Consider the following 23,083-nt stretch of genomic DNA (forward strand, 5'->3'; position numbering starts at 1 on the left):
GCGCACGACTTCAAGCCGCCCGCGGTGGCGAACTTAAGGCCATGCCTTCTGGTTAACCGACCTCTAACGCCGAAATGGTGAAGGCGGTTTTACGAAAACCTTACGCAAAGAGCGGGCGCAGGGTTTCGAGCATGCCGGCCGGCGGTTTGCGTGGGCGGCCGGCGAGATCGATGCAGGCGGCCTCGACCTGGGCGGCGCAGATCAGCTCCTCGCCGCGCGTAATCCTCTGGCTGATAAAGAGCCGCGGGCCGCGGGCGGAGTCGTAGGTGGTGCGCACGGCCAAGGCGTCGTCGATCCGCGCGGCGCGCTTGAAGTCGAGCTCCATGCGCACGATCGCGAAGGCGGCCGGATCGTCGCGGTCGAGCAATTCGGCGTGATGAACCCCGGCGACGCGCAGGAAGTCGGACCGGCCGCGTTCGAAATAGCGGACGTAGTTGGCGTGATAGACGACCCCGGTGAAGTCGGTGTCTTCGTAGTAGACCCGGACGGGCAGGACATGCTCGCGGCCGTCGATGACGCCGGCGGTGGGGATCGGGGTCTGCATGGGCCCTAGGTTTAGGGACGCGGCGCCGTCTTGAACAGCGCCGCTCCCGTTCTCTGCTACTCGACCTGGCTGACGTCGCGGACCGCGCCGCGGGCGGCGTTGGTGGTCATTGCGGCGTAGGCGCGCAGGGCCGGGGAGACCACTCGCTTGCGCTCGGCCGGCTTCCAGGCGGCGGCGCCCTTCGCCTGCATGGCCGCGCGGCGTTCGGCCAGGACCGCGTCCGAGACGTCGAGCTGGATGGTCCGCCCCGGGATGTCGATGACGATGCGGTCGCCGTCTTCGACCAGGCCGATCAGGCCGCCCTCGGCCGCCTCGGGCGAGACGTGGCCGATCGACAGGCCCGAGGTGCCGCCGGAGAAGCGACCGTCGGTGATCAGCGCGCAGGCTTTGCCCAGGCCCTTCGATTTCAGATAGCTGGTCGGATAGAGCATCTCCTGCATGCCGGGCCCGCCCTTGGGGCCTTCGTAGCGGATGACGACCACGTCGCCGGCGACGATCTTGCCGGTCAGGATAGCGCTGACCGACTCGTCCTGGCTCTCGAAGACGCGCGCCGTGCCGGTGAACTTCAGGATCTCCTCGTCGACCCCTGCCGTCTTCACGATGCAGCCGTCCTCGGCCAGGTTGCCCGACAGCACGGCCAGACCGCCGTCCTGCGAGAAGGCGTGCTTGGCCTCGCGGATGACGCCGCCCTGGCGGTCGAGGTCGAGCTCCTTCCAGCGGCGGTCCTGGCTGAACGCGGTCTGGGTCGGCACGCCGCCGGGGGCGGCGCGGAAGAAGGTCTGCACCGCTTCGCTGTTGGTGCGGCTGATGTCCCAGCGCTCGAGCGCCTCGCCCATCGACTTGGAGTGGACCGTCGGCAGCTCGGTGTGCAGCAGGCCCGCGCGCTCCAACTGGCCGAGGATGGCCATGATGCCGCCGGCGCGGTGGACGTCTTCCATGTGCACGTCGGCCTTGGCCGGGGCGACCTTGGAGAGACACGGCACCTTGCGCGACAGGCGATCGATGTCGGTCATCGTGAAGTCGACGCCGGCCTCGTGGGCGGCGGCCAGCAGGTGCAGCACGGTGTTGGTCGAGCCGCCCATGGCGATGTCGAGGCTCATGGCGTTCTCGAACGCCTTGAACGAGGCGACCGAGCGCGGCAGCACCGAAGCGTCGTCCTGCTCGTAGTAGCGGCGGGTGATGTCGACGATCAGGTGCCCGGCTTCCAGGAACAGCCGCTCGCGGTCGGCGTGGGTGGCCAGGACCGAGCCGTTGCCGGGCAGCGACAGGCCGAGCGCCTCGGTCAGGCAGTTCATCGAGTTGGCGGTGAACATCCCCGAGCAGGAGCCGCAGGTCGGGCAGGCCGAGCGCTCGATGGCGGCGACTTCCTCGTCGGAGATCTTGTCGTCGGCGGCGGCGACCATGGCGTCGACCAGGTCGAGGGCGACTTCCTTGCCCTTCAGGATCACCTTGCCGGCTTCCATCGGGCCGCCCGACACGAAGACCGTGGGGATGTTGATGCGCAGCGAGGCCATCAGCATGCCGGGGGTGATCTTGTCGCAGTTCGAGATGCAGACCATGGCGTCGGCGCAGTGGGCGTTGACCATGTACTCGACGCTGTCGGCGATCAGCTCGCGCGAGGGCAGGCTGTAGAGCATGCCGTCGTGACCCATGGCGATGCCGTCGTCGACCGCGATGGTGTTGAATTCCTTGGCGACGCCGCCGGCCCGCTCGATCTCGCGGGCGACCAGCTGGCCGAGGTCCTTCAGGTGCACGTGGCCCGGCACGAACTGGGTGAACGAGTTGACCACGGCGATGATCGGCTTGCCGAAGTCGCTGTCCTTCATGCCGGTGGCGCGCCAGAGGCCGCGGGCGCCGGCCATGTTGCGGCCATGGGTGGTCGTGCGTGAGCGATAGGTCGGCATCGGAACGGTCCTGACGGAGATTGCGCGTCTCACCCGTAGCCACTCGCGTCCCGTTCGTGAAATATATTAAGCAGCCTCCATTAGGTCGTTTGAGATATCAGAGATGGACACGCGCCAGCTTCGGCACTTCCGGGCGGTGGCCGAAACCCTGCATTTCGGCCGCGCGGCCGAGCAGCTCGGCATGACCCAGCCGCCACTCAGCCAGTCGATCCTCGCGCTCGAGCGCGAGCTCGGCGCGCCGCTGTTCATGCGCACCAAGCGGCAGGTGGCGCTGACCCCGTTCGGCGAGCAGTGGCTGGCGCATGTGAAGACCGCGCTGGAGGAACTGGAGAGCCTGCCGGAGATCGCCCGGCAGCTGCGCGACGGCCAGACCGGGCGGCTGGAGCTGTCGTTCGTCAGCACCGCCGATTACAGCACCTTGCCGACGCTGGTGCGGCGCTATTCGGCCCTGCACCCCGAGGTCGAGATCGCGCTCAGCGAAGCGACCAGCGACGTGCAGATCGCCGCCCTGCTGGAGGGCCATGGTCACGCCGGGATCGTCATTCCGCCGCCCGGAGGGATGCCGGACCGGCTCAGCTACCGCCGGCTGCTGCGCGAGCCGTTGGTGGCGGCGGTGCCGCAGAGCTGGGTCGAGGAGGGACGGCTGGCGCACGAGGACGGCCGGTTGGCGCCCGACGCGCTGGTCGGGGCGGCCGGGGTGATCTTTCCGCGGCGGGTGGCGCCGGCCTTCTACGACCTGGCGATCGACACGCTGAAGACCCTGACAGGCGGCGCGCGCATCGTGCAGGAGGCGATCCAGATGCAAACCATCATCAGTCTGGTCTCAGCCGGCATCGGGGTGGCGCTGGTCCCGGCCTCGCTGCGCCACCTGGCGCGGACGGGGGTGCGCTATATGAGCCTGCCCGGCGACGGGCCGTATCTGGAGAGCGGCCTGGTCTGGCGCGCCGACGACGCCACGCCGACCCTGCGAAGGTTCCTGGACGTGGCGCTGCAGCCGTTGGCCTAGAGTCGACCTCACCCGCTCGTGTTGAAGGAGCCGCGCCCTACTCGTCGAACAGTGTCGGCTGGCCCGCGCCGGGCGGTTGCGGCGGCGGCGTCAGGCCGAGGTGGCCGTAGGCCTTGGCGCAGGCGATGCGGCCGCGCGGGGTGCGCTGGATGAAGCCCTGCTGCAACAGGAACGGCTCGATGACGTCCTCGACCGCGTCGCGGGCTTCGGCGATGGCGTAGGCGATGGTCTCGACCCCGACCGGGCCGCCGCCATAGTTGTCGATCATCGCCTGGAGATAGCGGCGGTCCAGCGCGTCGAGCCCGGCCTGGTCGACGTCGAGCCGGGCCAGGGCGCGGGCGGCGGCCTTGCCGTCGATCACCTCGACGCCGTCGGCGGCGGCGAAGTCGCGGACCCGGCGCAGCAGCCGGCCGGCGACGCGGGGGGTGCCGCGCGAGCGGGCGGCGATCTCGCCGGCCCCGTCGGGGGCGAGGCCGAGGCCCATCTTGGCGGCGGCGCCGCTGAGCACCTTGGAGAGCTCGGCGTGGGTGTAGAACTCCAGTCGCAGCGGAATGCCGAAGCGGTCGCGCAGCGGCGTCGCCAGCAGGCCGGCGCGGGTGGTGGCGGCGACCAGGGTGAAGGGCGCCAGGTCGATGCGGATCGAGCGGGCCGACGGCCCTTCGCCGATCACCAGGTCGAGGACGTGGTCCTCCATGGCCGGATAGAGGATCTCCTCGACGTTGGCCGGCAGGCGATGGATCTCGTCGATGAAGAGGACGTCGCGCGGCTCGAGATTGGTCAGGATCGCGGCCAGATCCCCGGCCTTGGCCAGTACGGGGCCGGAGGTGGCGCGGAAGTTCACGCCGAGCTCGCGGGCGACGATTTGGGCGAGCGTGGTCTTTCCCAGGCCCGGCGGCCCGAACAGCAGCACGTGGTCGAGGGCCTCCTCGCGGGCCTTGGCGGCCTCGATGAAGACCTTGAGATTGCCCTTGGCCTGCTCCTGGCCGACGAACTCGGCCAGGGTCTGCGGACGCAGGGCCTTGTCATGGGCCACGCCGCCCTCGAACGGCTGGGCGTCGGGCGAGACGATGCGGGTCATGAATAGATCCTCCCCTCTTGGGGGAGGTGGGGCGCCGCGTCAGCGGCGAGACGGAGGGGGACTTCTCTGATGGTAGAGGAGTCAAAGTCCCCCTCAGTCAGATTCGCTGACAGCTCCCCCAAAAGGGGAGCATCTGAATTCATCACGCCTCTCACCGCCCCAACTCCTGCAGGCCGGCCTTGATCAGGGCGGGAATCTCGGCGTCTTCGCCCAGCCGCAGGGCGGCCTGTTCGACGACGCGGCGGGCGTTGACCTCGGCGACGCCGAGGCCGAGCAGGGCGGCGACCGCCTCGCCCACAGCGCTGGGCGGCGGCGGCGCGGCCGGAGCGTGGATCTGGGCGTGGAAGGCGGCGACCGGGCCTTCGGTCAGCTGCTTGCCCTTGAGCTCGGTGATCAGCCGCACGGCGAGCTTGGGCCCGACGCCGTTGGCGCGGCCGAGCGCGGCCTTGTCGTCGCGGGCGACGGCGCCTGCGAGGTCCGGCGGGGCCAGCACGTCGAGCACGGCGAGGGCGGCCTTGGGCCCGACGCCCTGGATGGTCAGCATAGTCACGAAGGCGCGGCGCTCGTCGCGGCCCAGGAAGCCGTAGAGCTTCATGCCGTTGGACTCGGACCAGATGCTCTCGACGTGCAGCACGGTCTCCTCGCCGAGCGCCGGCAGGTGGCCGAGCGTGCGCGATCCGCAGCGCACGACATAGCCGACGCCGGCCACGTCGATCAGGGCCTCTTCCTCGCCGACCTCGGCGACCAGTCCGCGCAGGCGACCGATCATGCGGCCGCTCCGATGCGGCGAAGCTTGCGGTGGTGGGCGTGGGCGATGGCCACGGCCAGGGCGTCGGCGGCGTCGGCCGTGGTCTTGCCGGCGGTCGGCAACAGGCGCGCGATCATGAAGCCGACCTGGTCCTTCTCGGCCGCGCCGGTGCCGACGACGGACTTCTTGACCACGGTGGCGGCGTACTCAGCCACCGGCAGGCCGGCGCGGGCCGGCACGATCATCGCCATGGCGCGGGCGTGGCCGAGCTTCAGGGCCGAGGCGGCGTTGTTGTTCATGAAAGTCTCTTCGACCGCGGCCTCGTGCGGGACATGGGCGGCGACGACCTCGCTGATGGCTTCGAACAGCACCAGCAGCCGCTCGGAGAACGGGAGAGATTCCTTCGGGGCGATCACCCCATGGGCGACGTGGGCCAGGCGCGCGCCGTCGACCGTGATCACGCCCCAGCCGGTGCGGCGCAGGCCGGGATCGAGGCCAAGGATACGCAAGGGAGCGGGCATGGGAATCGGCGCGTTCGTCATCTGTTCCAACGAGGGATACAGGACGTCGCCAGGGTTAAGCAAACGTTGAGGGAGACTCCCGAGGGCGCCGAGAGTTGAAGGAACCGCAACTCTCCGCGGGAGGTTCGACTCCGCGTGCAGGGAAGGACGCGCGATGGACTATCGACTCTTTGTGCTGAACTCCGCCGGCAAGTTCGCTGACGTCGAGGAGTGGGACTGCGTCTCCGATGAAGAGGCGCTGGAAAAGGCGGCCAGTAGCCGCCACGCCTTCGGGGCTGAGCTCTGGCAAGGCAAACGCCACCTGAGCACCTTCGCCGGGCCGATCACGGCCGGAGCGGGGGACCGAGCGGCTTAGGACCGCCAGAAACGGAAGGCGTCCCAACCGGCCTGGATCAGTTCGCGGGGCAGGCCGGCGACGTCGGTGAGCATCAGGGCGGGCGCGAAGATGATCGCCGAGGCGCCTGGAACCAGGAAGATCAGCAGGAACAGCCCGACCATGGCCAGGCCCTCGAACTTGCGCAGGCCCTGGCGAATAGAGTCGGGCAGGAACGGGCGGATCACGCCGTAGCCGTCGAGGCCGGGGATCGGCAGCAGGTTGAGCACGAAGGCGGTCGCCTGCAGGAAGGCGAGGAAGGCGAGCGCGTCGCACAGCATGCGTGCGCCCGGCGTGGCCAGCGGCGACAGCGCCACCGCCCAGATCGCCGCCACCAGCACGATCATGACCAGCAGCGTGCCGAGCGGTCCGGCCAGCGAGGCCAGCGCGCGCCACCAGCGATTGCGCATCAGGTCCTCGCGCAGATAGACCGCGCCGCCGGGAAAGCCGATGCCGCCCAGCACCACGGCCAGGATCGGGATGACGATCGAGACGCCGACATCGACGTATTTGAGCGGATCGAGGGTGAGGTAGCCCTTGGCGCGGATGGTGTGGTCGCCGGCCTTGTGGGCGATGAAGGCGTGGCCGAACTCGTGGGCCATGACTGCCAGGATCCAGCCGAGGATCACGAAGACGAAGGTCGCCAGCCGCGCGGCCAGTTCGCTCGGCGCGTAGACCAGGAAGGCGGCCGAGGCCAGCCAGGCGGCCAGCAGGATCAGGGCGTTGGGGCTGACGCCGGGGCGGGGCTCGAAGGTCTGGTCCTGGGTCATGGTTTCTGGGCGGCGGGGCCGCTCACCGTGGCGATGGCGTGATTGGACGCCTTGGCGACCACCAGATCGGCGCGGTCGCGGGCATGAACGATGTGGTCGTGCAGGTTCTTGAGGTTCACGTCGCGCCAGACCATGCGGGCCAGGCCGTCGGTCTGCTCGCGGGTCATGTGCCGGAAGCGCGCGTAGAACGACGTCGGGTCATGCTCGGCCGCCTCCCAGAGCTCCAGAAAGCGGGCGACGTACCAGCGCTCGAGATCGGCTTCGTCCGCGTCCAGATAGATCAGCGCGTCGAGCAGGTCGGCCGGTCCGGTGTCGGGATGGCGCAAGGTCAGCCCCTCGATCACCAGCACGTCGCGCGGCGCGAGGCGGCGGGCGAGGGCGGGATCGATGTCGTAGATGACGTGCGAATAGGCCGGGAAGTCGGCGGGCCCTCCGCGCACGGCGGAGAGCGCCGCGCGCAGGGCGGCGTGATCGTAGGTGTCGGGCGCGCCCTTCTGGCCAAGGATCCCGCGGGCCTCGAGCACCGCGTTGGGGTGCAGGAAGCCGTCGGTGCAGGCGATCTCGACCTGGGCGCCGTCGGCCGCGAGCCGATCGGCGAGAGCCTGGGCGAAGGTGCTCTTGCCGACCGCCACCGACCCGGTGACGCCGACGATGAACGGGCCGCTCGCCGGGCGCAGCGGGGCCAGCAGGTCGATGATGTGGGGCAGGCTCACGGGCGGCTCGCGAATGTGGAGCGCGACTATAGGGGCAGGCCCGCGACCTTGGCGAGGTTGGGCTTGGGGATGGCCGAGACGAAGGCGCCCTGGGCGTTGGCCTTGTCGCGGGCGAGCTCGGCCCAGGCGGCGGCGAAGCCGGTGGGGCTGGACTTGCTGGGGCCGGCGATGGCGAAGGCGGGCTGGCGGCCGGTGAGCGCCGCGGTGAGCGCGGCCCAGAGGTCGAGGTTCTCGGCCGGGGCCTCGTCGCCCTGCGGCGGGCGGCCGGCGGCGATCAGGGCGGCGGTGCGGGCGACGGCGGCGTTGTCGATCTGGATGGAGGCCGCGCCCTTGGGAACGTCCTTCAGCGCCGCCAGCAGCGCGGTCAGGGCCATGCGCTCGGGGCTGGTGTAGCGCTCGCCGCCGGCCTGGCCGGAGGCGGACTCGTCGTGGCTGCGGACATAGGCCCAGCCGCCGCACTTGAAGGCCTCGTGATAGCTGGTCTGGATCCAGATGGCGGTGCTCATCGCGGCGATCTAGCAGTTTGCGCGAACGCATGCATGATCGCTCGACCAGAGAGAGCAACCCATGCCCGCCACCACCAATCACACCAGCGTCGAGAAACTGAACCAGGCCAACGAGGGCAAGCTGCCCGGGCACCTGGGCCTGGTCATCACCGAGGTCGCCGACGGCAAGGTCGTCGGACGCCTGAAGGTGCGCCAGGACCTGGTCGCTCACACCGGCTATCTCCTGGCCGGCGCGGTGCTGTCGGTCGCCGACATCCTCTGCGCCTACGGCGTCTCGACCGCCTGGCCGGAAGGGGCCAACGGCTTCACCACGGCCGAGGTGAAGGCGAATTTCGTCGGCACCCTGCGCGATGGCGAGGCGATCTGCACCGCCAGCCTGCTGCACGGCGGGCGCACCACCCAGGTGTGGGACGCCAAGGTCGAGGATGCGGCGACCGGCAAACTGATGGCGGCGTTCCGCTGCACCCAGATCATCCTCTATCCGCGGGCCTAGTCATGCGCTTGTGCGTCGTTGCGGCGCTGGCCTGCGCCGCCCTGGCCGGTCCGGCCCTGGCCCAGGGCTCGAAGGTCAGTTCGGCGGTCGAACTCGCGCGGCAGGCCGAGAGCCTGAAGCCGGGGCAGTGGGTCTGGGCGCCCCAGGTCGCGCCGGCGGGCCCCATCATCGTCTATGTCGACCTCGACCGGCAGTTGGCCACGGTCTATCGCAACGGCCTGCGCATCGGGGTCAGCACCATCTCGTCCGGCAAGGCCGGGCACGAGACCCCGACCGGAGTGTTCACGATCCTGCAGAAGGACAAGGACCACCACTCCAGCACCTACAACAACGCCCCGATGCCCTATCAGGAGCGCCTGACCTGGGACGGGGTGGCGCTGCACGCCGGCGGTTTGCCGGGCTATCCCGAGAGCCACGGCTGCATCCACCTGCCCTACGAGTTCTCCAAGCTGCTGTTCGGCGTCACCCAGATGGGCGGTACGGTGGTGATCGCCGGGCGCCACGGCGAGCCGGTGACGGCGCGGGAAGCCGGGGTGCTGGCGCCGTTCGCCGCGGGCGGCGCTGCCGAGGACCACATCCCGCTGAGCGGCGGGGAAGCCTTTCGCTGGACGCCGGAGGCTTCGCCAAACGGGCCGGTCTCGATCATCATCTCCAAGGCCGACCAGCGCGCGGTGGTGCTGCGCAACGGCGTCGAGATCGGCCGCGCGCACGCCGAGATCGACGAGGACGCGGTCTCCACCCATGTGGCGACCCTGGCCAAGGGCGCGGACGGCAAGGCGGTGTGGCTGCGGGTTGGCGCGCCGGGTCACGACGACGAAGCGGGCCAGCCGGTGGACGCGGCGACCTTTGAGCGGATCCGCGCGCCCAAGGCGTTCCTGGACCAGGTGGCGCGGGTGATGACCGTGGGGACCACGGTGCTGGTCACCGCCTCGCCGGTCGGATCCGACAACAGCGGGACGCGCCTGACCGTGCTGAGCGCGGTCAAGGGCGACGAGGTGACGCCCTAGGCTGCGGCGCGGGCGTCGCGGGCGCGGTTGGAGCGAACCATGACCCCGACGCCGCCGAAGCCGACGATCATCATCGCCCAGGCGCTCGGCTCGGGCACGCCGGACCCGAACTGGAAGTTGTCCATCACGAACTGACGGCCCTTGTCGGTGCAGTCGTTGATGTAGGTCTCGAAGGTCAGCTTGTTGACGCCGACCCAGTTGGCCTCGAACAGCTGCGGCTTCTTGGTGTTGAGCGTCAGGGTCTCTTTGTACTTCTGCACGCCGTCGCTGAAGCCGGTGATGGTCAGCTTCAGGCCGTCGATCCACGCGGCGTTGAAGTAGGCGCTTTCGAAGGTGAAGCTGCCGGTCGCCACCGACACCGAGCTCTGCTTGAGGCCGTAGTCGTTGAAGGCGACGTTCTTCGGCGAGACCACGCCCTTGCCGTAGCCGGTCTGGCCGAGGCCGACCTTCTTGGGGGCGACGGTGCTCATGTTGCTCCAGTCGAAGCCCTGGTAGGTCCCGAGCGACTGCACCGCATGGCCGCGGTCGTCGAAGGTGATTACGTCCGCGCAGGCCGGGCCCGCCAGAGCTGCAGCGCCGAGCGCCAGAGCCGCCAAAATCGCCTTCATCGCTATCCCCGAACCAAGCCCCCGCACCGGCGGGTCGCCACTGCACCGCGCGCGACCCGGCCACAGGCCGTGGTTAAGGCCAAGCCAGTTCACTCGGCAGGCGGGCAATCGGAGGAGGTATTCGCCTCGGGCGGGAATTTGGCCTCACCCCATGCCGGCGATCGCCTTCAGCGCGAAGGCGACGTCCTCGGGCGTATTGCGGATGCTGGGGGTCAGCCGCGCGTGGGAGACGCCGTAGGGCGCGGCCGAGCCGATGACCCGCCATTGCCGCAGCCGCGAGACGACGCCGCGGGCCGACATGCCGGCGACGTCGAAACTGACGATCCCCGCCGACATCGTCGGGCTGATCGGCGTGCGGACCCGCACGTGCGGCATCGCCGCCAGGCCGCTCTTCAGCTGACCAGCCAGATCGTGGGTGCGCTTGGCCACGTGCTCCTTGCCGATCGACTGGTGGAACTGGAAGGCGTCGGCGAGGGCCCAGACGTGCTCGAAGGCCTTGAAGCCGCCAGGGGTCATCCGGGCCGCGGTGGTCGGACCTGGATCGAAGCCGCCGATCCAGGCCGAATAGGCGTTCGACGCAAGGAAGCTGGGGATCACGGGGGACAGCTTCTGCAGGGCCTGGGGCGAGAAGAACACCACGCCGGTGCCGCGCGGGCCGAACAGCCACTTGTGGCAGCCGGCGACCAGCACGTCGCAGCCGAGTTCGGGCAGGGTGGCGTTCTCGACCCCGAAGCCGTGCACGCCATCGACGCAGAAGATGATCTGGTCGGCCGGCTGGCGGCCGGCGTTGATCGGCTTTAGGGCATCGGCGATGGCGCGGATCGGCAGCTTCAGTCCGGTCGAGGAGTGCACCCAGGTCAGGGCCATCACCCGGGTGGCCGGCGTGATCGCGCGGGTGATGCGCGAGACGATGTCGATGGTCGAGGCGGTTTCAGCCCCGTCGTGCAGGGTGATCTTGCGGACCGAGAAGCCGTTGCGCAGGGACGAGAGGCGCAGCGACTCGTGGGTGACGTAGTAGTCGTGGACGCTGGTCAGCACCTCCTGGCCGTAGCGCAGGGTCAGGCCGCCATAAAGCAGGCCGATCCCGGCCGTGGTGCTTTCGCAAAGGGCGACATGGTCGGTCGGCACGCCGAAATAGGCGCCGGCGGCGGCGCGCGAGAGGTTCTGGCCGCGCTTATTGTTGTGTTCCAGGTAGGTGATCGGGTTGCGGTCGAGGGCCATGCGGTGGCGGGTGATGGCCTCGCGCACCGGCCGCGGATTGGCGGCGAACAGCATCGCCGAGAGGTCGACCTCGCTCCAGTCGAGATCCCATTGGGCGCGTAGCCGCCCCCAATCCGGCGGCGGGCGTGCACCCGGCGCAGGAGGCAGGTCGGCTTGCGGCAGCGGCGGTTCGTCGTCGAACTCGGCGGACGGCGCCTCGGGCGCGGGAGCGGCGATCGCCGCCGGCGTAGGCGGTGGTGGCGTCTTGGGCTTGCGCTGCGGCCAGGCGGCCGCGGCCTCGCTGGCGACGCCCGCGACCGGGGCGGCCACGAGGCCCATCGCCAGCAGATGGCGGCGGTTCAGTTTCGGCGCGTCGCCGGCGTCTCGCATGCAGCCCTCCGGAACTCCCTCAAGGGACAATGCGGAGCTTGTCGCCGGAGTTTCGGCCATCGGGTGAAACCCGCAGGCCGCGACTATTCGTGGCGGGGGACCAGATCGAAGGCGATGACCCGCTGATCGGCGCAGAGGTCGGCGGCGACCGCCTCGCTGGGGACCCGGCCCCGCCGGCGGAAGGTGGCGGCGAGTTCGAAGCCCTGGCCGTCGGCCAGCAGCCGGTGGGTGATGACGTCGGGCTTCAGGCTGTGGCGGGCGAGCAGGGCGACCAACTCGCTCTCGCTGGCGAAATCCGAGCCGGCGTAGCGCACGGTCAGGTCGACATGGTGGTACTGCGGCAGCCGCACCTCGAGCAGGCGAAAGCCGACCAGCACCAGCAGGGTGGCGACGGTTCCACCGATCGCCAGGCTGTAGAAGCTGATCCCGAAGAGCACGCCGAGCGCGGCGGTGGTCCACAACGAGGCGGCGCTGGTCAGGCCGCGGACCGAGAAGCCTTCCTTGAAGATCACGCCGCCGCACAGGAAGCCGATGCCGGTCAGGATGCCGTGCGCCATGCGCACCGGATCGATGCGGATGACGTCGTGCGGGGTCTCGAACATCCAGCGGACCTGGTGCACGGCGGCCAGCATCAGCAGCGCCGAAGCCAGGCACAGCAGGATATGCGTGCGCACGCCCGCGGCGCGGCCGCGATACTCGCGCTCGAAGCCGATCAGGCCGCCGGCGACGATGGCACCCGCAAGCGGGGCGAGATATTCGATCACCCAGTCCATAGGCTCACAACGCGCGAACTGCGGTTAAGCTTCGCAGGGGTGCAAGCGGCGCCGCAAATCAGCCAACATCCTGTTATCGAAGGGCAATAGTCGCGTCAGGCGGCGCCGTTGGTCGCCACGCGACGGGGGGATGAGAAATCGTGCGCAGAATCGTCTTGGTACTCACCGTCGCCGGCATGGCGCTGGGACTCGCCGCGTGCGGGCACAATGTCGAGCAACGGGCGGCCACGGGCGCGGCGGCCGGGCTGATCGTCGGCGGCCCGGTGGGCGCGGCGGTCGGGGCCGGGGTCGGCGTCGTGGTCAGCAAGACCGCGGACAACTAGGGCTGCCCGCGGCGGAGAGTTCGGCCTAGCCGAACTTCTCCATGTCCTCGTCGGAGATGTCGTAGTCGCCGTAGACGTTCTGGACGTCGTCGTCGTCGTCCAGGGCGTCGATCAGCTTCAGCAGGGTCGGGACCGACTCGGCGTCGACATTGACGTAGGTCTTCGGCCGCCACACGATCTTGCTGGTCTTGGCCTCGCCCAACACGCCTTCCAGCGCCGCGGCGACTTCGGCGAAGTCCTCGAAGGCGGTGTAGACGATGTGGCTTTCCTCGTCGGACTCCACGTCCTGGGCGCCGGCCTCGATGGCCGCTTCCATGACCTTGTCTTCCGAGCCGACGCTGGCCGGGTAGGTCAGCTCGCCCAGGCGGTCGAACTGGAAGGTCACCGAGCCCGAGGCGCCGAGGTTGCCGCCGTTCTTCGAGAAGATCGAGCGGATGTTCGAGGCCGCGCGGTTGCGGTTGTCGGTCAGGCCTTCGACGATGATGTTGACGCCGCCAGGGCCGAAGCCTTCGTAGCGCACTTCCTCGTAGTTCTCGCCGTCGCCGCCCGCGCCCTTCTTGATGGCCCGCTCGATGTTGTCCTTGGGCATCGACTCGGCGCGCGCGTTGGTGACGGCGAGGCGCAGGCGGGGGTTCATCGCCGGGTCGGGCATGCCCGACTTGGCGGCGACGGTGATTTCGCGCGACAGCTTGGAGAACAGCTTGGACCGCGCCGCGTCTGCGCGGCCTTTGCGGTGCATGATGTTCTTGAACTTGGAATGTCCGGCCATGTGTCTCTCTGAAAGGTCAGTGGGCGGCTTCTAACCTCAGAGGCGTTTGAACGCCAGCGGGGCCGGAACCTGCTTGCCGCACAGGGGTTAGGCCTGCGCAGACACCGGAGCCTAGCCGATGACCGACTACTTCGACGACGTGCTTGACGAAGAACCCACCGGGTCCCTCGTGCGCTGGATGGACCGCCCGCCGATGCAAGTGGGGGCGGCGGCGCTGTCGGGCGCTGTGGCGGGAGCCTTCCTGCTCGGCGCCGTCGCGGCCCTGGGGCTGGTGATCCTGAGCCGGCGGACGACTATTGAGCCGCGACTTCGCAATCAATTCTCTCGACTGATCCACTAGCGAGCCGGAACACCGCGTCCTGGGGCACCTCCTGCGCCAGGGTCTCAGTGCGCGGCAGGCCGAGATAGGCGCCGCGAACCACGCGGCCCGAGCCGCCGTGGCTGACCACGATCACCTTGCGCTCCGGCTCCGGCGGCAGGCTGGCCAGCCAGTCGCCGACGCGGGCATCGACGCTCTCGTAGCTCTCGCCGCCCGGGGCGGCGAACTGCCAGCCGCCGCGGCCGAAGGTGTCGGGGTGCTCGATCGCGAGCTCGTCGCGCAGCCGGCCGTCCCACTCGCCGAACGACACCTCGATCACCCGGCGGTCGGTCTCGATGGGCAGACCCAGGGCCTCGGAGATCAGTCCGGCGGTGGTCTGGGCGCGGCCGAGCGGGCTGGAAATCAGCCGCCAACCGTCAGGTTTTTCGATCAGACCCTGCAGCAATCTGCCGATGGCCGCGCCCTGCGCGCGGCCGAGCGCCGTCAGCGGGGAGTCGAGATGCCCCTGCTGACGCCGCTCGGCGTTGAACTCGGTCTCGCCGTGGCGAACCAGGTAGATCACGCGGCGACCGGCGCGCAGGCCAGGCGTTCGACCTCGCCGCCCCAAAGGCGGAAGAGGGCGTCCTGGGGCGTATCCTGCTCCATGGTCGCCTCGCGCGAGAGACCCTGGTAGGCGCCGCGCATCAGCACCCCGGCGATGCCATGACTGACGGCGATGACCTTGCGCTCGGGCTCGGGCGGCAGGTTCGCGAGCCAGGGGCGCACCCGGGCGTCGACGTCCTCGAACCGCTCGCCGTCCGGGCTGCCGAAAACCCACTCCCGACTGGCGAACGTCTCCGGATGCTCGACCCGCAGGTCGGCGTACATGCGGTTCTCCCACGAGCCGCAGCCGACCTCGATGAGGGCCGGATCGATCTCTACCGGCAGGTGCAGCGTGCGCGAGACGATAGCGGCCGACTGGCGCGTGCGGCGCAGCGGGCTGGCGAGGATGCGCCAGCCCTCCAGGTCGCCGATCTGGTCGGCCAGCACGTTGGCCATCGCCTGGACCTGAGCCATCCCCAGCGAGGTCAGCTGGGAGTCGGTCTGGCCCTGAAGCCGGCCGTCGCGGTTGTAGTCGGTCTGGCCGTGACGCAGCAGGTAGATCATTTCTTGCGACGCACGACCGGATGCGAGGACGACAGGCCGCCGTCGACGACGATCGCCTGGCCGTTGACGTAGGAGCTTTCGTCCGAGGCCAGGAACAGGGCGGCGTTGGCGATCTCGATCGGCACGCCGCCGCGGGTCATCGGGTTCAGTTGGCCGATCTTGTCCTCGTTGCCGCGGGCGCGGGCGCCGTCGAAGATCGCCTGGGTCATGCCGGTCTCGATCAGGCCCGGGCAGATGGCGTTGACGCGTACGCCGGTGCCGTAGAACTCGTTGGCCGAGGTCTGGGCGAGGTTGATCACGCCGGCCTTCGAGGCCGAGTAGGGCGAGCCGCCGGCGCCCGAGCGGATGCCCGCCACCGAGGCGGTGCAGATGATCGAGCCCTTCTCCTTGGGGATCATCACCCGCGAGGCGTGCTTCACCAGCAGGAAGGCCCCGATCAGATTGACCCGCAGGATCTCCGCCCAGAAGGCGCCGTCCTGTTCGTCGAAGCCAGTCCAGCCGCCGGAGATGCCGGCGTTGGCCCAGGCCACGTCGAGGCCGCCGTACTCGGCCACGGCCTTGGCGACCAGGCTTTCGACGAAGGCTTCGTCGCCGGCGTCGCCGGTCAGGGCGATGGCCTTGCCGCCGGCCTCGGTCACCAGGCGGGCGGTCTCGACCGCGCCGTCGGTCTTGTCGGCGATGACGAGGCTGGCGCCCTCGGCCGCGAACAGCAGCGAGGCGGCGCGGCCGATGCCGGAGCCGGCGCCGGTGATGACGGCGGACTTGCCGGAGAGACGTCCCATGGGGTGTTCCTTGTACTAGAAGATCAGGCGCGCGCGACGGCGGCGAGGATGGCGTCGATGAAGGCGTCGTGCAGGGCCGGCGGCAGATCGTGGCCCATGCCGGGGATCACGCGCAGTTCGGCTCCGGGGATGGCCGCGGCGGTCGCCTCGCCGCCCACCAGCCGCACCAGCGGGTCGTCGGCGCCATGCAGCACGACGGCTGGAATCTTGAGCTTCGAAAGCCGTTCGGTGCGGTCGCCGTCGCCGCGGATGGCGCCCATCTGGCGGGCCGAGCCGGTCGGGTTGAAGGCGCGCGCGTATTCCGCGGCGGCGCGTTCGCGAAGGCCGCCGGGCGGCCAGGGATAGCCAGGGCTGCCGATGGTCTCGCCGTTGCGGACCGCGAAGTCGAGGAAGGTCTCGAAGTCGGCCTTGGGATCGGGCGGAGCGGTGTTGAGCACCGCGCCGGCTTCCGGCGTCGGATCGAGGGTGCCGGGCGCTCCGGTGGCCGACATGATCGAGGTGATGGAGAGCACGCGGTCCGGATGATTGATCGCCAGCGCCTGGGTGATCATCCCGCCCATCGACACGCCTGCCACATGCGCCTTGGCCACGCCCGCGGCGTCGAGCACCGCGACCGCGTCGGCGGCCATGTCGGAGAGGCTGTAGCTCTCGCCCGGCTTGAACCAGGCGGAGAGACCGGTGTCGCGGTTGTCCATGCGGATGACGCGATAGCCGCGGGCCGCAAGCTTGCCGCAGAAGTCGGCGGGCCAGCGGGTCATCTGCGAGCCAAGGCCGTTGATCAGCAGGATCGTCGGGGCGGCTTCGTCGCCGAAGGATTCGTACTCGAGTTCGACCTGACCGTTCTTCGCGCGGGGCATGGGGAGATCCTTCAGAGGACGATGAAACCTAAAATGTCATCCCGGCTGTAGCGAAGCGGAAGGCCGGGACCCATACGCACCGATCCATCCGAAGAGGGCCGTGCGAATGGGGCCCGGACAAGCGCTGCGCGCTTTCCGGGATGACGCCTTTTGGACTGTCTTACGGCACCAGCACCACGCGGCCGACGGCGGCGCGGCTTTCGATGTAGGCGTGGGCGCCAGCGGCGTCCGATAGCGGGAAGACCTTGTCGATCAGGACTTCCAGCTCGCCCTTGGCGGCGTCTTCGATCAGCCGCTGGATGTTGTCGTGCACCCGATCGGTGCCGATCTCGGCGCCCAGGAACACGCCCGACAGAGTGCGGTTGCCGCCCATCATCGAGCCGACATCGGCCACCATCGGTTCACGGCCGGCGGCGCCGACCATCGAGACCCGGCCGCGATAGGCCAGAGAGTTGATCGAGCCTTGCAGGGTGGGGCCGCCGACCGAGTCGACGATCACGTCCGCGCCCTTGTTGTCGGTGAGGCGCATGACTTCCTTCACCACGTCCTCGCGGGCGTAGTTGATGCCGTGATCGAGGCCGAGCGGCTTCAGGCGTTCAAGGCGTTCGTCCGACGAGGCGGTGGCCAGGATCAGGCCCGCGCCGGCGCGCTTGGCCAGCTGGATGGCGGCGACGCCGACGCCCGAGGCGCCGGCCTGGATCAGGACGGTCTCGCCGGCCTTCATGCGGCCGAACTCGAACAGGCAGTCATGGGCGGTGCCGAAGGTCACCGGAATCGCGGCGGCCTTCTGCATGTCGTAGCCGTCCGGCACGACCCAGCAATTGCGGGCGGGCACGGCGCGCAGGGCGGCGTGGCTGCCCCAGCTGTTCAGGGTGGCGACCTTCTGGCCGACCTTCAAATGGGTGACTTCCGAGCCGATCTCGATGATCTCGCCAGAGGCCTGGTAGCCGACCACGTGCGGGGTGGTCATCAGTCTGCCGCCGAAGCGGCTCAGGACGTCGCCGCCTTCGATGGCGATCGCCTCGACCTTGATGATCACGCCCTTGGGATGGCACTGCGGATCCGGGATTTCCTCGTATTTCAGGACTTCCGGACCGCCGGTCTCGTAATAGACAGCAGCTTTCATGAGCTTCCTCCTTATAACTTAAACAATTGTTTGAGGACGCTATCCAAGACCAGGGGGGCGACGCAAGGGAAAGCGTGGCCGCCCATAAGGCATCCCGCCGATCACACGAGGCTGTGACGAGCCTGTGGCGGTGCAGCGCTTGCAGAGCTTGCCCGAACGCCGTTCTCCTGTACCAGAACGGCACACCTTCGTTCGGACCGCGGCGTTAACCTAATGGCCCTGCTCGACAGTCAGGAAGTCGCGAACGATCCGCCGTCGCCCGACGCCGTGCGGCTGGTCATCGAGACCATGTACCAGGTGGCGGCCAATCCCGAGGCGTGGGAGCGGCTGATCGACGTGCTCGACGAGGACGGGCTGGGCCGTGATCCCGATCCGGAGATCTTGCGCGGCCTGGCGCTGAGCGAGGACATCGCCCGGCTGGCCAGCCGGCCCGAAGAGGGGCCGACGACGACCGGGCGCTCGGACATCGGCTGGCTGCTGCTGAACCCGCGCGGCAAGGTGATCGCTCACAACGGCGCGGTGCTGAGCGCGCTGGGCGGGGCGGTGTCGCGGTTGGAGATCGGTCAGGCCGTCGTCTTTCGTGATCCCGACAACGCAGAGGCGCTGGCCGCCGCCTTGGCCAAAGCGCGCCCGCGCCAGCGGGGCCAGATCATCCTGAAGCTGGAGCGCGGCGACGAGGACGGGCCGGGCTTCGCCTATGTGGTTCCGGCCCGGTCGCTGCCGGGCTTGGCCGACCTGCCGGTGCTGGCGGCCGAGGACGAGAGCTTTGCGGTGGTGTTCCCCGCCGCGGCCGAGGCCGGGCGGCTGTGGAGCACGCTGTCGGAGAGCTTCGGCCTGACCCCCGCCGAGGTACGGCTGGCGCGCAAGCTGCGGGACGGCCGCTCGCTGCAGGACGCCGCCGACGAACTGTCGGTCAGCGTCAACACCGTTCGCAATCAGCTGCGAGCCGTCTTCGACAAGATGGGCCTGAAGCGGCAGAGCGACCTGATCCGGGCGCTGACCGAGCTGTCGGCCCTGGCCGGGCTGATCGAGGCCGACGATCCGGTCCGCGCCCAGGAGGAGGCGATCGGCCAGGCTCCGCCGGTGCGGTACGTGGTCCTGGCCGACGCCCGACGGCTGGCCTATCGCGAGTACGGCGACCCGGCGGGCCGGGCGGTGCTGATGTTCCATGAGGGGCTCGGTTCGAGCCTGCTGCCGCCGGAGACCGACGCCGTCGGGCGGCGGCTGGGCCTGCGCATCGTCAGCGCCGAGCGACCGGGCTTCGGGCGGTCCGACCCGCGGCCCGACTACAGCTTCGACGGGGTCGCCGAGGACATGGTCGCCCTGTGCCGGCAACTCGGTGTCGAGCGGCTGCAGATCGCCGCTGCGCTGTCGGGAACCCCGTCGGCGATCCAGACCGCCATCGCCCTGGGCGAACAGGTGGAGCGGGTGCTGGTCTATTCCGGCCGCCCGCCGCGCGGCGTGCCCGACCCGACGCGCAATCCGCTGACCATGATGCGCAGCCGCATCGAGGCCAATCCCTGGCTGGTGGAGACGTTCCTGGCGGTGCTGCGCCTGCGGCTGTCGCCGGCGATGATGATCCGGGTGATGCAGCGCTCGAGCGCGCAGTCGCCCGGCGATCTCGCCTTCCTGGCCGCCCACCCCGAGGCGGCGACCTTTGTCGCGGCCTATATGACCGAGTGTCTAGCGCTTTCCAGTCGCGGGCCCGCAGACGAGCTGCGGGCCTTCCGGCGGGGGCGCAACATGAGCGTGAACGGGCTGAAGGCGCCGTTGATCGTCTGGCACGGCGAGCAGGACCGGCTGACGCCGCTGCCGCAGCTGCTGGCGTTCCTGGGCGAGCACGCCCGCGAGGTGCACGTGCGGCCGGGCGTCGGGCACTTCCTGGTGCTGCGATACTGGGACGACATCCTGCGCGAGCTCGCCGCCGCCTAGGCCTAGTGCATTTGGGTCATGCGCGCCCCGACCGACGCAGGGTCTCCTGCGATCAAGGCGGATCAGGCTGCACGAAGGATCCGCCAACCACACTTCAGGAACCGACAACGACGGTCTGGCGCCGGCGTTGTCGAGGGCCCGCGGTCAGGCTCCACCCAGCCTTGGCGGCGGGTCCGCCCTTCGCCAGGGACAAACGTCCCGGACCCTGGCGTGACCGCGGTCGCAAGGCCGCGGACGGGAGCGAGGTCGTCAGGGTGACTTAGGCCCCCCCGGCGCGCCCTGGTCGGCTTCGGGGGAGGTCGGCTAGGCCTCCAAGGCGGCGGATGCGGTTCCAAAGGGACCGCGTCCGCCGTCTCCTCGAGCCAGATCAGCCGTTGCGTTTCACGTAGGCGCGGATCGCGGCGATGACGCGGTCCTGGTCGTCCTGGGTCAGATAGGGGTGCATCGGCAGGCTCATCACCACCTTGGACTTGGCGTCGGTGACCGGCAGGCCGCCCGGGGCCGGGTAGACCGAATAGACGTCCTGGCGGTGGATCGGGATCGGGTAGTAGACGGCGGTCGGGACGTCCTGGCCCTTCAGATGGGCGATCAGGCCGTCGCGGTCGTCGGTCTCGATCGTGTACTGGGCCCAGACGCTGACCCCGCCGTCGATCACCTTGGGAACCTTGACGACGTCGCCGAGGCCGGCGGCGTAGCGGTCGGCGACCCGGTTCCGGGCGGCGATCTCGTCGGCGAAGATGGTCAGCTTCTGCAACAGCACCGCGGCCTGGATGGTGTCCATGCGGCTGTTCATGCCGATGCGCAGGTTCAGGTACTTGGGATCGTGGTCGAAGGTCTTGCCTTCGAGGTCGGACTTCACGGCCTGTCCGTGGACGCGCAGCGAGACCAGCAGGTCATGCAGGCGCTCGTCCTTGCACAGCACCGCCCCGCCGTCGCCGTAGCAGCCGAGCGGCTTGGCCGGGAAGAAGCTGGTGGTGGTGACGTCGGCCCAATGGATCGGGTGCTGGCCGTTCAGAGTGCAGCCGAAGCCCTGGGCGCTGTCGGAAATCAGCTTCAGGCCGTGCTTCCTGGCGACCGCCGAGATCGCCGGGTAGTCGGCCGGCTGGCCGAACAGGTCGACGGCGATGATCGCCTTGGGGGTCAGCTTGCCTTCGGCCTTCACGGCCTCGATGGCGGCGTCGAGCGCGACCGGGTCCAGGTTGTAGGTGTCGTCCAGGATGTCGACGAACACAGGCGAAGCGCCGACCAGGGGCATGACCTCGGCCGTGGCGGCGAAGGTGAAGGACGGGCAGAACACCGCATCGCCTGGGCCGACGCCCCAGGCCATCAGCGGCAGCTGCAACGCCTCGGTGCCCGAGCCGCAGGAGAGCACGAAGGGCGCGTCGCCGAAGGCGCCGAGCTCCTTTTCGAACTGGGCGATCTCCGGGCCCATGACGTAGGCGCCGGACCGCACGACCTTGAGGATCGCGTCTTCCAGCGGCTGGCCGAGGCGGGCGCGTTGGGCTTGCAGGTCGATGAAGGGGATCGGCATGTCGGCATCTCGCGTAACGAAGCGGCGCGCTACATGGCACGCGTCGGGAGCCTAGGCCAAACACGCTTGTTTTCGGAACGTTTCGCCTGAAACGAAAAGGTCCCGGGGCGCCCCCCGACGCCACCGGGACCGGGGTCCCCGCCGGCTGCTCGCCAAGGCGTTTGGGGACCCGAACTCGTCAAAGAGGTGGAGCGTGACGACCACCGGGGCCGGCGTCCTTCGCCGTCACGCTCCGGCCGCGGAGATCAGGCGGCCATCCGTCCTGCCGGAGGCAGCAGCGAGGCGACCACAAGCCGGCTCAGCATTCGGCCGTCGAGCGGGATGATCGCGTCGATGAACTGGGCGCTGGAGGTCGAGTCCATGTCCGGCGGCGGCTGCAGCAGCGTCTCGTCGATCACGAAGGTCTCCTGGACGGCGTCGACCAGCAGGCCGGCGAGCCGCTCGCCGTGCTGGACCACGACGATCACGTGCCGCGACGACGCCTCGGTGCGGCCAAGGTCGAGCCGCGCGCGCAGGTCCAGCACCGGCATGATCGAGCCGCGCAGGTTGATGACGCCCAGCATGTAGGGCGGGGTGTGCGGCATCGGCGTGGCCGCCGACCAGCCGCGGATCTCGCGCACGGCGCGGATGTCGATACAGAACTCCTGGTCGGCGATCTCGAATGAGATCAGCTCAAACTTGCCGTCGACGTGTTCGAGGCCGTCGCTGGTCATCAGAACTCCTCCCCACTGCGGAGCAAATGACGCGGCCACTTCGGTTAACGAGGCAATAACGGTGTAATGTTCGGGAAGTCGAATTAGGTGAAATGTTCTCCAGAAATTACGCAATTTCCGGCATTCCAAGACTAAATAACTGCGTGATCTAAGTAATGGGCGGCAGGGCAAGGCGCAGCGTCCCGATCAGCGCCGCCGCGCAGCGGTCGCTGAACCCGCATTCGGCCGGGCTGAGGTCGGTGTCCTCGTAGCGCAGTTCGAAGGTGAGCTGCTTCCAGGTCGCCGCCCCGCCCAGGGTCCAGTAGGTGCGGTCCAGGCCGCGTTCGACCCAGCGGCGACCGAGCTTGGCGTTGAGCGTCACGTTCGGGCGAAGCGCGTAGGCGCCTTCGCTCTCCAGCCGCCAGGCCTGACCCGCGCCATAGGAGGCTTCGGGCACGAAGCTGGTCGTCGCCGCCAGCGTCCAAGGCCCCTCGGTGCGCCGCGCGGCGGCCTTCACCTGCACGAAGTTGTAGGTCGGGCCCCAGACGTGCTCGTCGGGGAAGGCGGTGAACATCGCCTCCAGCGTCAGGCGGGTCTTGCCGTCCTTCAGGTCGAGATGCTTGCCGCCATAGAGATCGAGCTCGTAGGTCGGGCCGCCCGCGCCGTCGTCGAAATCGACCTGGGTGGCGAACAGTCCCGCATAGAGCCCGTCGCGTCGCTGCCAGTGGACATAGCCCTGCAGCGCCGGACCGTCCGAGTTGCTGACCCCCTGGTAGCGGTAGTCGCTGGTCACGGAGACCGAAGAGAAGATCCCGCCCCAGTCGGACTGGGCCAGCGCGCCGTTCGGGAGAAGACCGGCCGCCAGGGCGAACCCGCACGGGGGAGCAAGCGATCGCAGTTTCATTTCGACCTCGCTCTCTGGAGTTTCGACGAGGTCAGCGGTATCTCGGCTAAGATATCAATGTTACTGAA

At 69.3% G+C, this 23,083-nt stretch carries 26 protein-coding genes and 1 pseudogene; 7 read left to right on the forward strand and 20 right to left on the reverse strand.

Annotation, left to right across the window (positions count from 1 at the left end; all coding sequences use genetic code 11):
- Positions 1-100: 100 nt before the first annotated feature.
- Together ybgC and ilvD are read right to left on the reverse strand one after the other, a co-directional pair.
- Positions 101-544 carry a tol-pal system-associated acyl-CoA thioesterase gene (gene ybgC / locus AC1Q87_RS12950; protein WP_293406253.1) on the reverse strand — a complete coding sequence of 148 codons (444 nt, stop codon included), beginning with the start codon at positions 542-544 and terminating at the stop codon, positions 101-103.
- Between the two features lie 56 nt (positions 545-600).
- Complete coding sequence (ilvD, locus tag AC1Q87_RS12955) at positions 601-2,448, reverse strand: dihydroxy-acid dehydratase (RefSeq protein WP_492609343.1); 1,848 nt, start codon at positions 2,446-2,448, stop codon at positions 601-603.
- Between the two features lie 103 nt (positions 2,449-2,551).
- Between ilvD and AC1Q87_RS12960 the strand changes: the two genes are divergently transcribed.
- Entirely contained in the window at positions 2,552-3,454 is a 903-nt protein-coding gene (locus AC1Q87_RS12960) for a LysR substrate-binding domain-containing protein (RefSeq protein ID WP_492609344.1), read from the forward strand.
- Positions 3,455-3,491: 37 nt separating this feature from the next.
- Here AC1Q87_RS12960 and ruvB read toward each other — a convergent pair whose 3' ends face one another.
- The 3 genes from ruvB to ruvC all read right to left on the reverse strand — a co-directional run bounded on the left by ruvB (position 3,492) and on the right by ruvC (position 5,801).
- Positions 3,492-4,532, reverse strand: a complete 1,041-nt coding sequence (gene ruvB / locus AC1Q87_RS12965; protein ID WP_492609345.1) for a Holliday junction branch migration DNA helicase RuvB — start codon at positions 4,530-4,532, stop codon at positions 3,492-3,494.
- A gap of 151 nt (positions 4,533-4,683) precedes the next feature.
- Positions 4,684-5,301, reverse strand: coding sequence for a Holliday junction branch migration protein RuvA (gene ruvA / locus AC1Q87_RS12970; protein WP_492609346.1), 618 nt, complete (start codon positions 5,299-5,301; stop codon positions 4,684-4,686).
- Positions 5,298-5,801, reverse strand: a complete 504-nt coding sequence (gene ruvC, locus AC1Q87_RS12975; protein WP_492609347.1) for a crossover junction endodeoxyribonuclease RuvC — start codon at positions 5,799-5,801, stop codon at positions 5,298-5,300. Before ruvC ends, ruvA begins: the two co-directional genes overlap by 4 nt.
- Positions 5,802-5,955: 154 nt before the next feature.
- On the opposite strand from ruvC, the gene AC1Q87_RS12980 reads away from it, so the two are divergent.
- A complete protein-coding gene (locus AC1Q87_RS12980; RefSeq protein ID WP_492609348.1) occupies positions 5,956-6,156 on the forward strand; it encodes a hypothetical protein in 201 nt (66 codons plus the stop codon).
- Here AC1Q87_RS12980 and AC1Q87_RS12985 read toward each other — a convergent pair.
- Genes AC1Q87_RS12985 through AC1Q87_RS12995 form a run of 3 tightly spaced genes read right to left on the reverse strand, consistent with a single transcriptional unit; the run spans position 6,153 to position 8,163 of the window.
- Entirely contained in the window at positions 6,153-6,944 is a 792-nt protein-coding gene (locus AC1Q87_RS12985; protein WP_492609349.1) for a site-2 protease family protein, read from the reverse strand. The genes AC1Q87_RS12980 and AC1Q87_RS12985 overlap by 4 nt on opposite strands.
- Positions 6,941-7,657 carry a type I pantothenate kinase gene (locus AC1Q87_RS12990; protein ID WP_492609350.1) on the reverse strand — a complete coding sequence of 239 codons (717 nt, stop codon included), beginning with the start codon at positions 7,655-7,657 and terminating at the stop codon, positions 6,941-6,943. The genes AC1Q87_RS12985 and AC1Q87_RS12990 overlap by 4 nt, the downstream gene beginning before the upstream one ends.
- A gap of 26 nt (positions 7,658-7,683) precedes the next feature.
- Positions 7,684-8,163 (reverse strand): hypothetical protein, encoded by a 480-nt coding sequence (locus AC1Q87_RS12995; RefSeq protein WP_492609351.1) that lies wholly within the window; start codon positions 8,161-8,163, stop codon positions 7,684-7,686.
- Between the two features lie 61 nt (positions 8,164-8,224).
- On the opposite strand from AC1Q87_RS12995, the gene AC1Q87_RS13000 reads away from it, so the two are divergent.
- Both AC1Q87_RS13000 and AC1Q87_RS13005 read left to right on the forward strand, forming a co-directional pair.
- Positions 8,225-8,656: a PaaI family thioesterase gene (locus AC1Q87_RS13000; protein WP_436059963.1), complete on the forward strand. Its 432-nt coding sequence runs from the start codon at positions 8,225-8,227 to the stop codon at positions 8,654-8,656.
- 2 nt (positions 8,657-8,658) lie between these two features.
- On the forward strand, positions 8,659-9,663 hold the full coding sequence (locus tag AC1Q87_RS13005; RefSeq protein WP_492609352.1) for a L,D-transpeptidase: 1,005 nt from the start codon (positions 8,659-8,661) through the stop codon (positions 9,661-9,663).
- Here the strand turns inward: AC1Q87_RS13005 and AC1Q87_RS13010 are convergent.
- From AC1Q87_RS13010 to AC1Q87_RS13020, 3 genes and pseudogenes are all read right to left on the reverse strand, one after another.
- Positions 9,660-9,767 (reverse strand): annotated as a pseudogene (locus AC1Q87_RS13010) (PEPxxWA-CTERM sorting domain-containing protein); the annotation flags it as partial. The gene AC1Q87_RS13005 and the pseudogene AC1Q87_RS13010 overlap by 4 nt on opposite strands.
- 648 nt (positions 9,768-10,415) lie before the next feature.
- Complete coding sequence (locus AC1Q87_RS13015) at positions 10,416-11,861, reverse strand: aminotransferase class V-fold PLP-dependent enzyme (RefSeq protein ID WP_492609353.1); 1,446 nt, start codon at positions 11,859-11,861, stop codon at positions 10,416-10,418.
- 83 nt (positions 11,862-11,944) lie between these two features.
- Positions 11,945-12,634: an MgtC/SapB family protein gene (locus AC1Q87_RS13020; protein WP_492609354.1), complete on the reverse strand. Its 690-nt coding sequence runs from the start codon at positions 12,632-12,634 to the stop codon at positions 11,945-11,947.
- Between the two features lie 140 nt (positions 12,635-12,774).
- Between AC1Q87_RS13020 and AC1Q87_RS13025 the strand changes: the two genes are divergently transcribed.
- Positions 12,775-12,957: a hypothetical protein gene (locus AC1Q87_RS13025; protein WP_492609355.1), complete on the forward strand. Its 183-nt coding sequence runs from the start codon at positions 12,775-12,777 to the stop codon at positions 12,955-12,957.
- Positions 12,958-12,982: 25 nt separating this feature from the next.
- Here the strand turns inward: AC1Q87_RS13025 and AC1Q87_RS13030 are convergent, their stop codons facing one another.
- Positions 12,983-13,726, reverse strand: a complete 744-nt coding sequence (locus AC1Q87_RS13030; RefSeq protein ID WP_492609356.1) for a YebC/PmpR family DNA-binding transcriptional regulator — start codon at positions 13,724-13,726, stop codon at positions 12,983-12,985.
- Positions 13,727-13,844: 118 nt separating this feature from the next.
- On the opposite strand from AC1Q87_RS13030, the gene AC1Q87_RS13035 reads away from it, so the two are divergent.
- Positions 13,845-14,066, forward strand: a complete 222-nt coding sequence (locus AC1Q87_RS13035; RefSeq protein WP_492609357.1) for a hypothetical protein — start codon at positions 13,845-13,847, stop codon at positions 14,064-14,066.
- Here the strand turns inward: AC1Q87_RS13035 and AC1Q87_RS13040 are convergent.
- The 5 genes from AC1Q87_RS13040 to AC1Q87_RS13060 all read right to left on the reverse strand — a co-directional run bounded on the left by AC1Q87_RS13040 (position 14,020) and on the right by AC1Q87_RS13060 (position 17,956).
- On the reverse strand, positions 14,020-14,607 hold the full coding sequence (locus AC1Q87_RS13040) for a histidine phosphatase family protein (RefSeq protein ID WP_492609358.1): 588 nt from the start codon (positions 14,605-14,607) through the stop codon (positions 14,020-14,022). The genes AC1Q87_RS13035 and AC1Q87_RS13040 overlap by 47 nt on opposite strands.
- Entirely contained in the window at positions 14,604-15,191 is a 588-nt protein-coding gene (locus tag AC1Q87_RS13045; protein WP_492609359.1) for a histidine phosphatase family protein, read from the reverse strand. Before AC1Q87_RS13045 ends, AC1Q87_RS13040 begins: the two co-directional genes overlap by 4 nt.
- Positions 15,188-15,973, reverse strand: coding sequence for an SDR family NAD(P)-dependent oxidoreductase (locus AC1Q87_RS13050; protein WP_492609360.1), 786 nt, complete (start codon positions 15,971-15,973; stop codon positions 15,188-15,190). Before AC1Q87_RS13050 ends, AC1Q87_RS13045 begins: the two co-directional genes overlap by 4 nt.
- Before the next feature lie 23 nt (positions 15,974-15,996).
- Entirely contained in the window at positions 15,997-16,830 is an 834-nt protein-coding gene (locus tag AC1Q87_RS13055) for an alpha/beta fold hydrolase (protein ID WP_492609361.1), read from the reverse strand.
- 160 nt (positions 16,831-16,990) lie between these two features.
- Entirely contained in the window at positions 16,991-17,956 is a 966-nt protein-coding gene (locus AC1Q87_RS13060) for a quinone oxidoreductase family protein (protein ID WP_492609362.1), read from the reverse strand.
- A 213-nt stretch (positions 17,957-18,169) separates the two neighbouring features.
- Between AC1Q87_RS13060 and AC1Q87_RS13065 the strand changes: the two genes are divergently transcribed.
- Complete coding sequence (locus AC1Q87_RS13065; protein ID WP_492609363.1) at positions 18,170-19,888, forward strand: bifunctional helix-turn-helix transcriptional regulator/alpha/beta hydrolase; 1,719 nt, start codon at positions 18,170-18,172, stop codon at positions 19,886-19,888.
- Positions 19,889-20,255: 367 nt separating this feature from the next.
- On the opposite strand, the gene AC1Q87_RS13070 is transcribed toward AC1Q87_RS13065, so the two are convergent.
- From AC1Q87_RS13070 to AC1Q87_RS13080, 3 genes are all read right to left on the reverse strand, one after another.
- Entirely contained in the window at positions 20,256-21,419 is a 1,164-nt protein-coding gene (locus AC1Q87_RS13070; RefSeq protein WP_492609364.1) for a DegT/DnrJ/EryC1/StrS family aminotransferase, read from the reverse strand.
- Positions 21,420-21,664: 245 nt separating this feature from the next.
- The gene (locus AC1Q87_RS13075) at positions 21,665-22,132 is read right to left on the reverse strand and encodes a chemotaxis protein CheW (RefSeq protein WP_492609365.1); all 468 of its coding nucleotides are present in this window, start codon (positions 22,130-22,132) and stop codon (positions 21,665-21,667) included.
- Positions 22,133-22,280: 148 nt separating this feature from the next.
- A complete protein-coding gene (locus tag AC1Q87_RS13080; protein WP_492609366.1) occupies positions 22,281-23,015 on the reverse strand; it encodes a TorF family putative porin in 735 nt (244 codons plus the stop codon).
- Positions 23,016-23,083: the final 68 nt, after the last annotated feature.

It is taken from the genome of Phenylobacterium sp. GW823-FHT02A09 (genome assembly GCF_058797775.1).

Excerpts from the sequence above, each read along its gene's own strand:
- ruvC (WP_492609347.1), bottom strand. The coding sequence starts at position 5,801 with ATGCCCGCTCCCTTGCGTATCCTTGGCCTCGATCCCGGCCTGCGCCGC.
- AC1Q87_RS13015 (WP_492609353.1), bottom strand. The coding sequence starts at position 11,861 with ATGCGAGACGCCGGCGACGCGCCGAAACTGAACCGCCGCCATCTGCTG.
- AC1Q87_RS13005 (WP_492609352.1), top strand. The coding sequence starts at position 8,659 with ATGCGCTTGTGCGTCGTTGCGGCGCTGGCCTGCGCCGCCCTGGCCGGT.
- AC1Q87_RS13030 (WP_492609356.1), bottom strand. The coding sequence starts at position 13,726 with ATGGCCGGACATTCCAAGTTCAAGAACATCATGCACCGCAAAGGCCGC.
- AC1Q87_RS13080 (WP_492609366.1), bottom strand. The coding sequence starts at position 23,015 with ATGAAACTGCGATCGCTTGCTCCCCCGTGCGGGTTCGCCCTGGCGGCC.
- AC1Q87_RS12960 (WP_492609344.1), top strand. The coding sequence starts at position 2,552 with ATGGACACGCGCCAGCTTCGGCACTTCCGGGCGGTGGCCGAAACCCTG.
- AC1Q87_RS12985 (WP_492609349.1), bottom strand. The coding sequence starts at position 6,944 with ATGACCCAGGACCAGACCTTCGAGCCCCGCCCCGGCGTCAGCCCCAAC.
- AC1Q87_RS13065 (WP_492609363.1), top strand. The coding sequence starts at position 18,170 with ATGGCCCTGCTCGACAGTCAGGAAGTCGCGAACGATCCGCCGTCGCCC.
- AC1Q87_RS13035 (WP_492609357.1), top strand. The coding sequence starts at position 13,845 with ATGACCGACTACTTCGACGACGTGCTTGACGAAGAACCCACCGGGTCC.
- ruvB (WP_492609345.1), bottom strand. The coding sequence starts at position 4,532 with ATGACCCGCATCGTCTCGCCCGACGCCCAGCCGTTCGAGGGCGGCGTG.
- AC1Q87_RS12980 (WP_492609348.1), top strand. The coding sequence starts at position 5,956 with ATGGACTATCGACTCTTTGTGCTGAACTCCGCCGGCAAGTTCGCTGAC.
- AC1Q87_RS13060 (WP_492609362.1), bottom strand. The coding sequence starts at position 17,956 with ATGAAAGCTGCTGTCTATTACGAGACCGGCGGTCCGGAAGTCCTGAAA.
- ruvA (WP_492609346.1), bottom strand. The coding sequence starts at position 5,301 with ATGATCGGTCGCCTGCGCGGACTGGTCGCCGAGGTCGGCGAGGAAGAG.
- AC1Q87_RS13045 (WP_492609359.1), bottom strand. The coding sequence starts at position 15,191 with ATGATCTACCTGCTGCGTCACGGCCAGACCGACTACAACCGCGACGGC.
- ilvD (WP_492609343.1), bottom strand. The coding sequence starts at position 2,448 with ATGCCGACCTATCGCTCACGCACGACCACCCATGGCCGCAACATGGCC.
- AC1Q87_RS13000 (WP_436059963.1), top strand. The coding sequence starts at position 8,225 with ATGCCCGCCACCACCAATCACACCAGCGTCGAGAAACTGAACCAGGCC.
- AC1Q87_RS12995 (WP_492609351.1), bottom strand. The coding sequence starts at position 8,163 with ATGAGCACCGCCATCTGGATCCAGACCAGCTATCACGAGGCCTTCAAG.
- AC1Q87_RS13020 (WP_492609354.1), bottom strand. The coding sequence starts at position 12,634 with ATGGACTGGGTGATCGAATATCTCGCCCCGCTTGCGGGTGCCATCGTC.
- ybgC (WP_293406253.1), bottom strand. The coding sequence starts at position 544 with ATGCAGACCCCGATCCCCACCGCCGGCGTCATCGACGGCCGCGAGCAT.
- AC1Q87_RS13070 (WP_492609364.1), bottom strand. The coding sequence starts at position 21,419 with ATGCCGATCCCCTTCATCGACCTGCAAGCCCAACGCGCCCGCCTCGGC.
- AC1Q87_RS13050 (WP_492609360.1), bottom strand. The coding sequence starts at position 15,973 with ATGGGACGTCTCTCCGGCAAGTCCGCCGTCATCACCGGCGCCGGCTCC.
- AC1Q87_RS13055 (WP_492609361.1), bottom strand. The coding sequence starts at position 16,830 with ATGCCCCGCGCGAAGAACGGTCAGGTCGAACTCGAGTACGAATCCTTC.
- AC1Q87_RS13075 (WP_492609365.1), bottom strand. The coding sequence starts at position 22,132 with ATGACCAGCGACGGCCTCGAACACGTCGACGGCAAGTTTGAGCTGATC.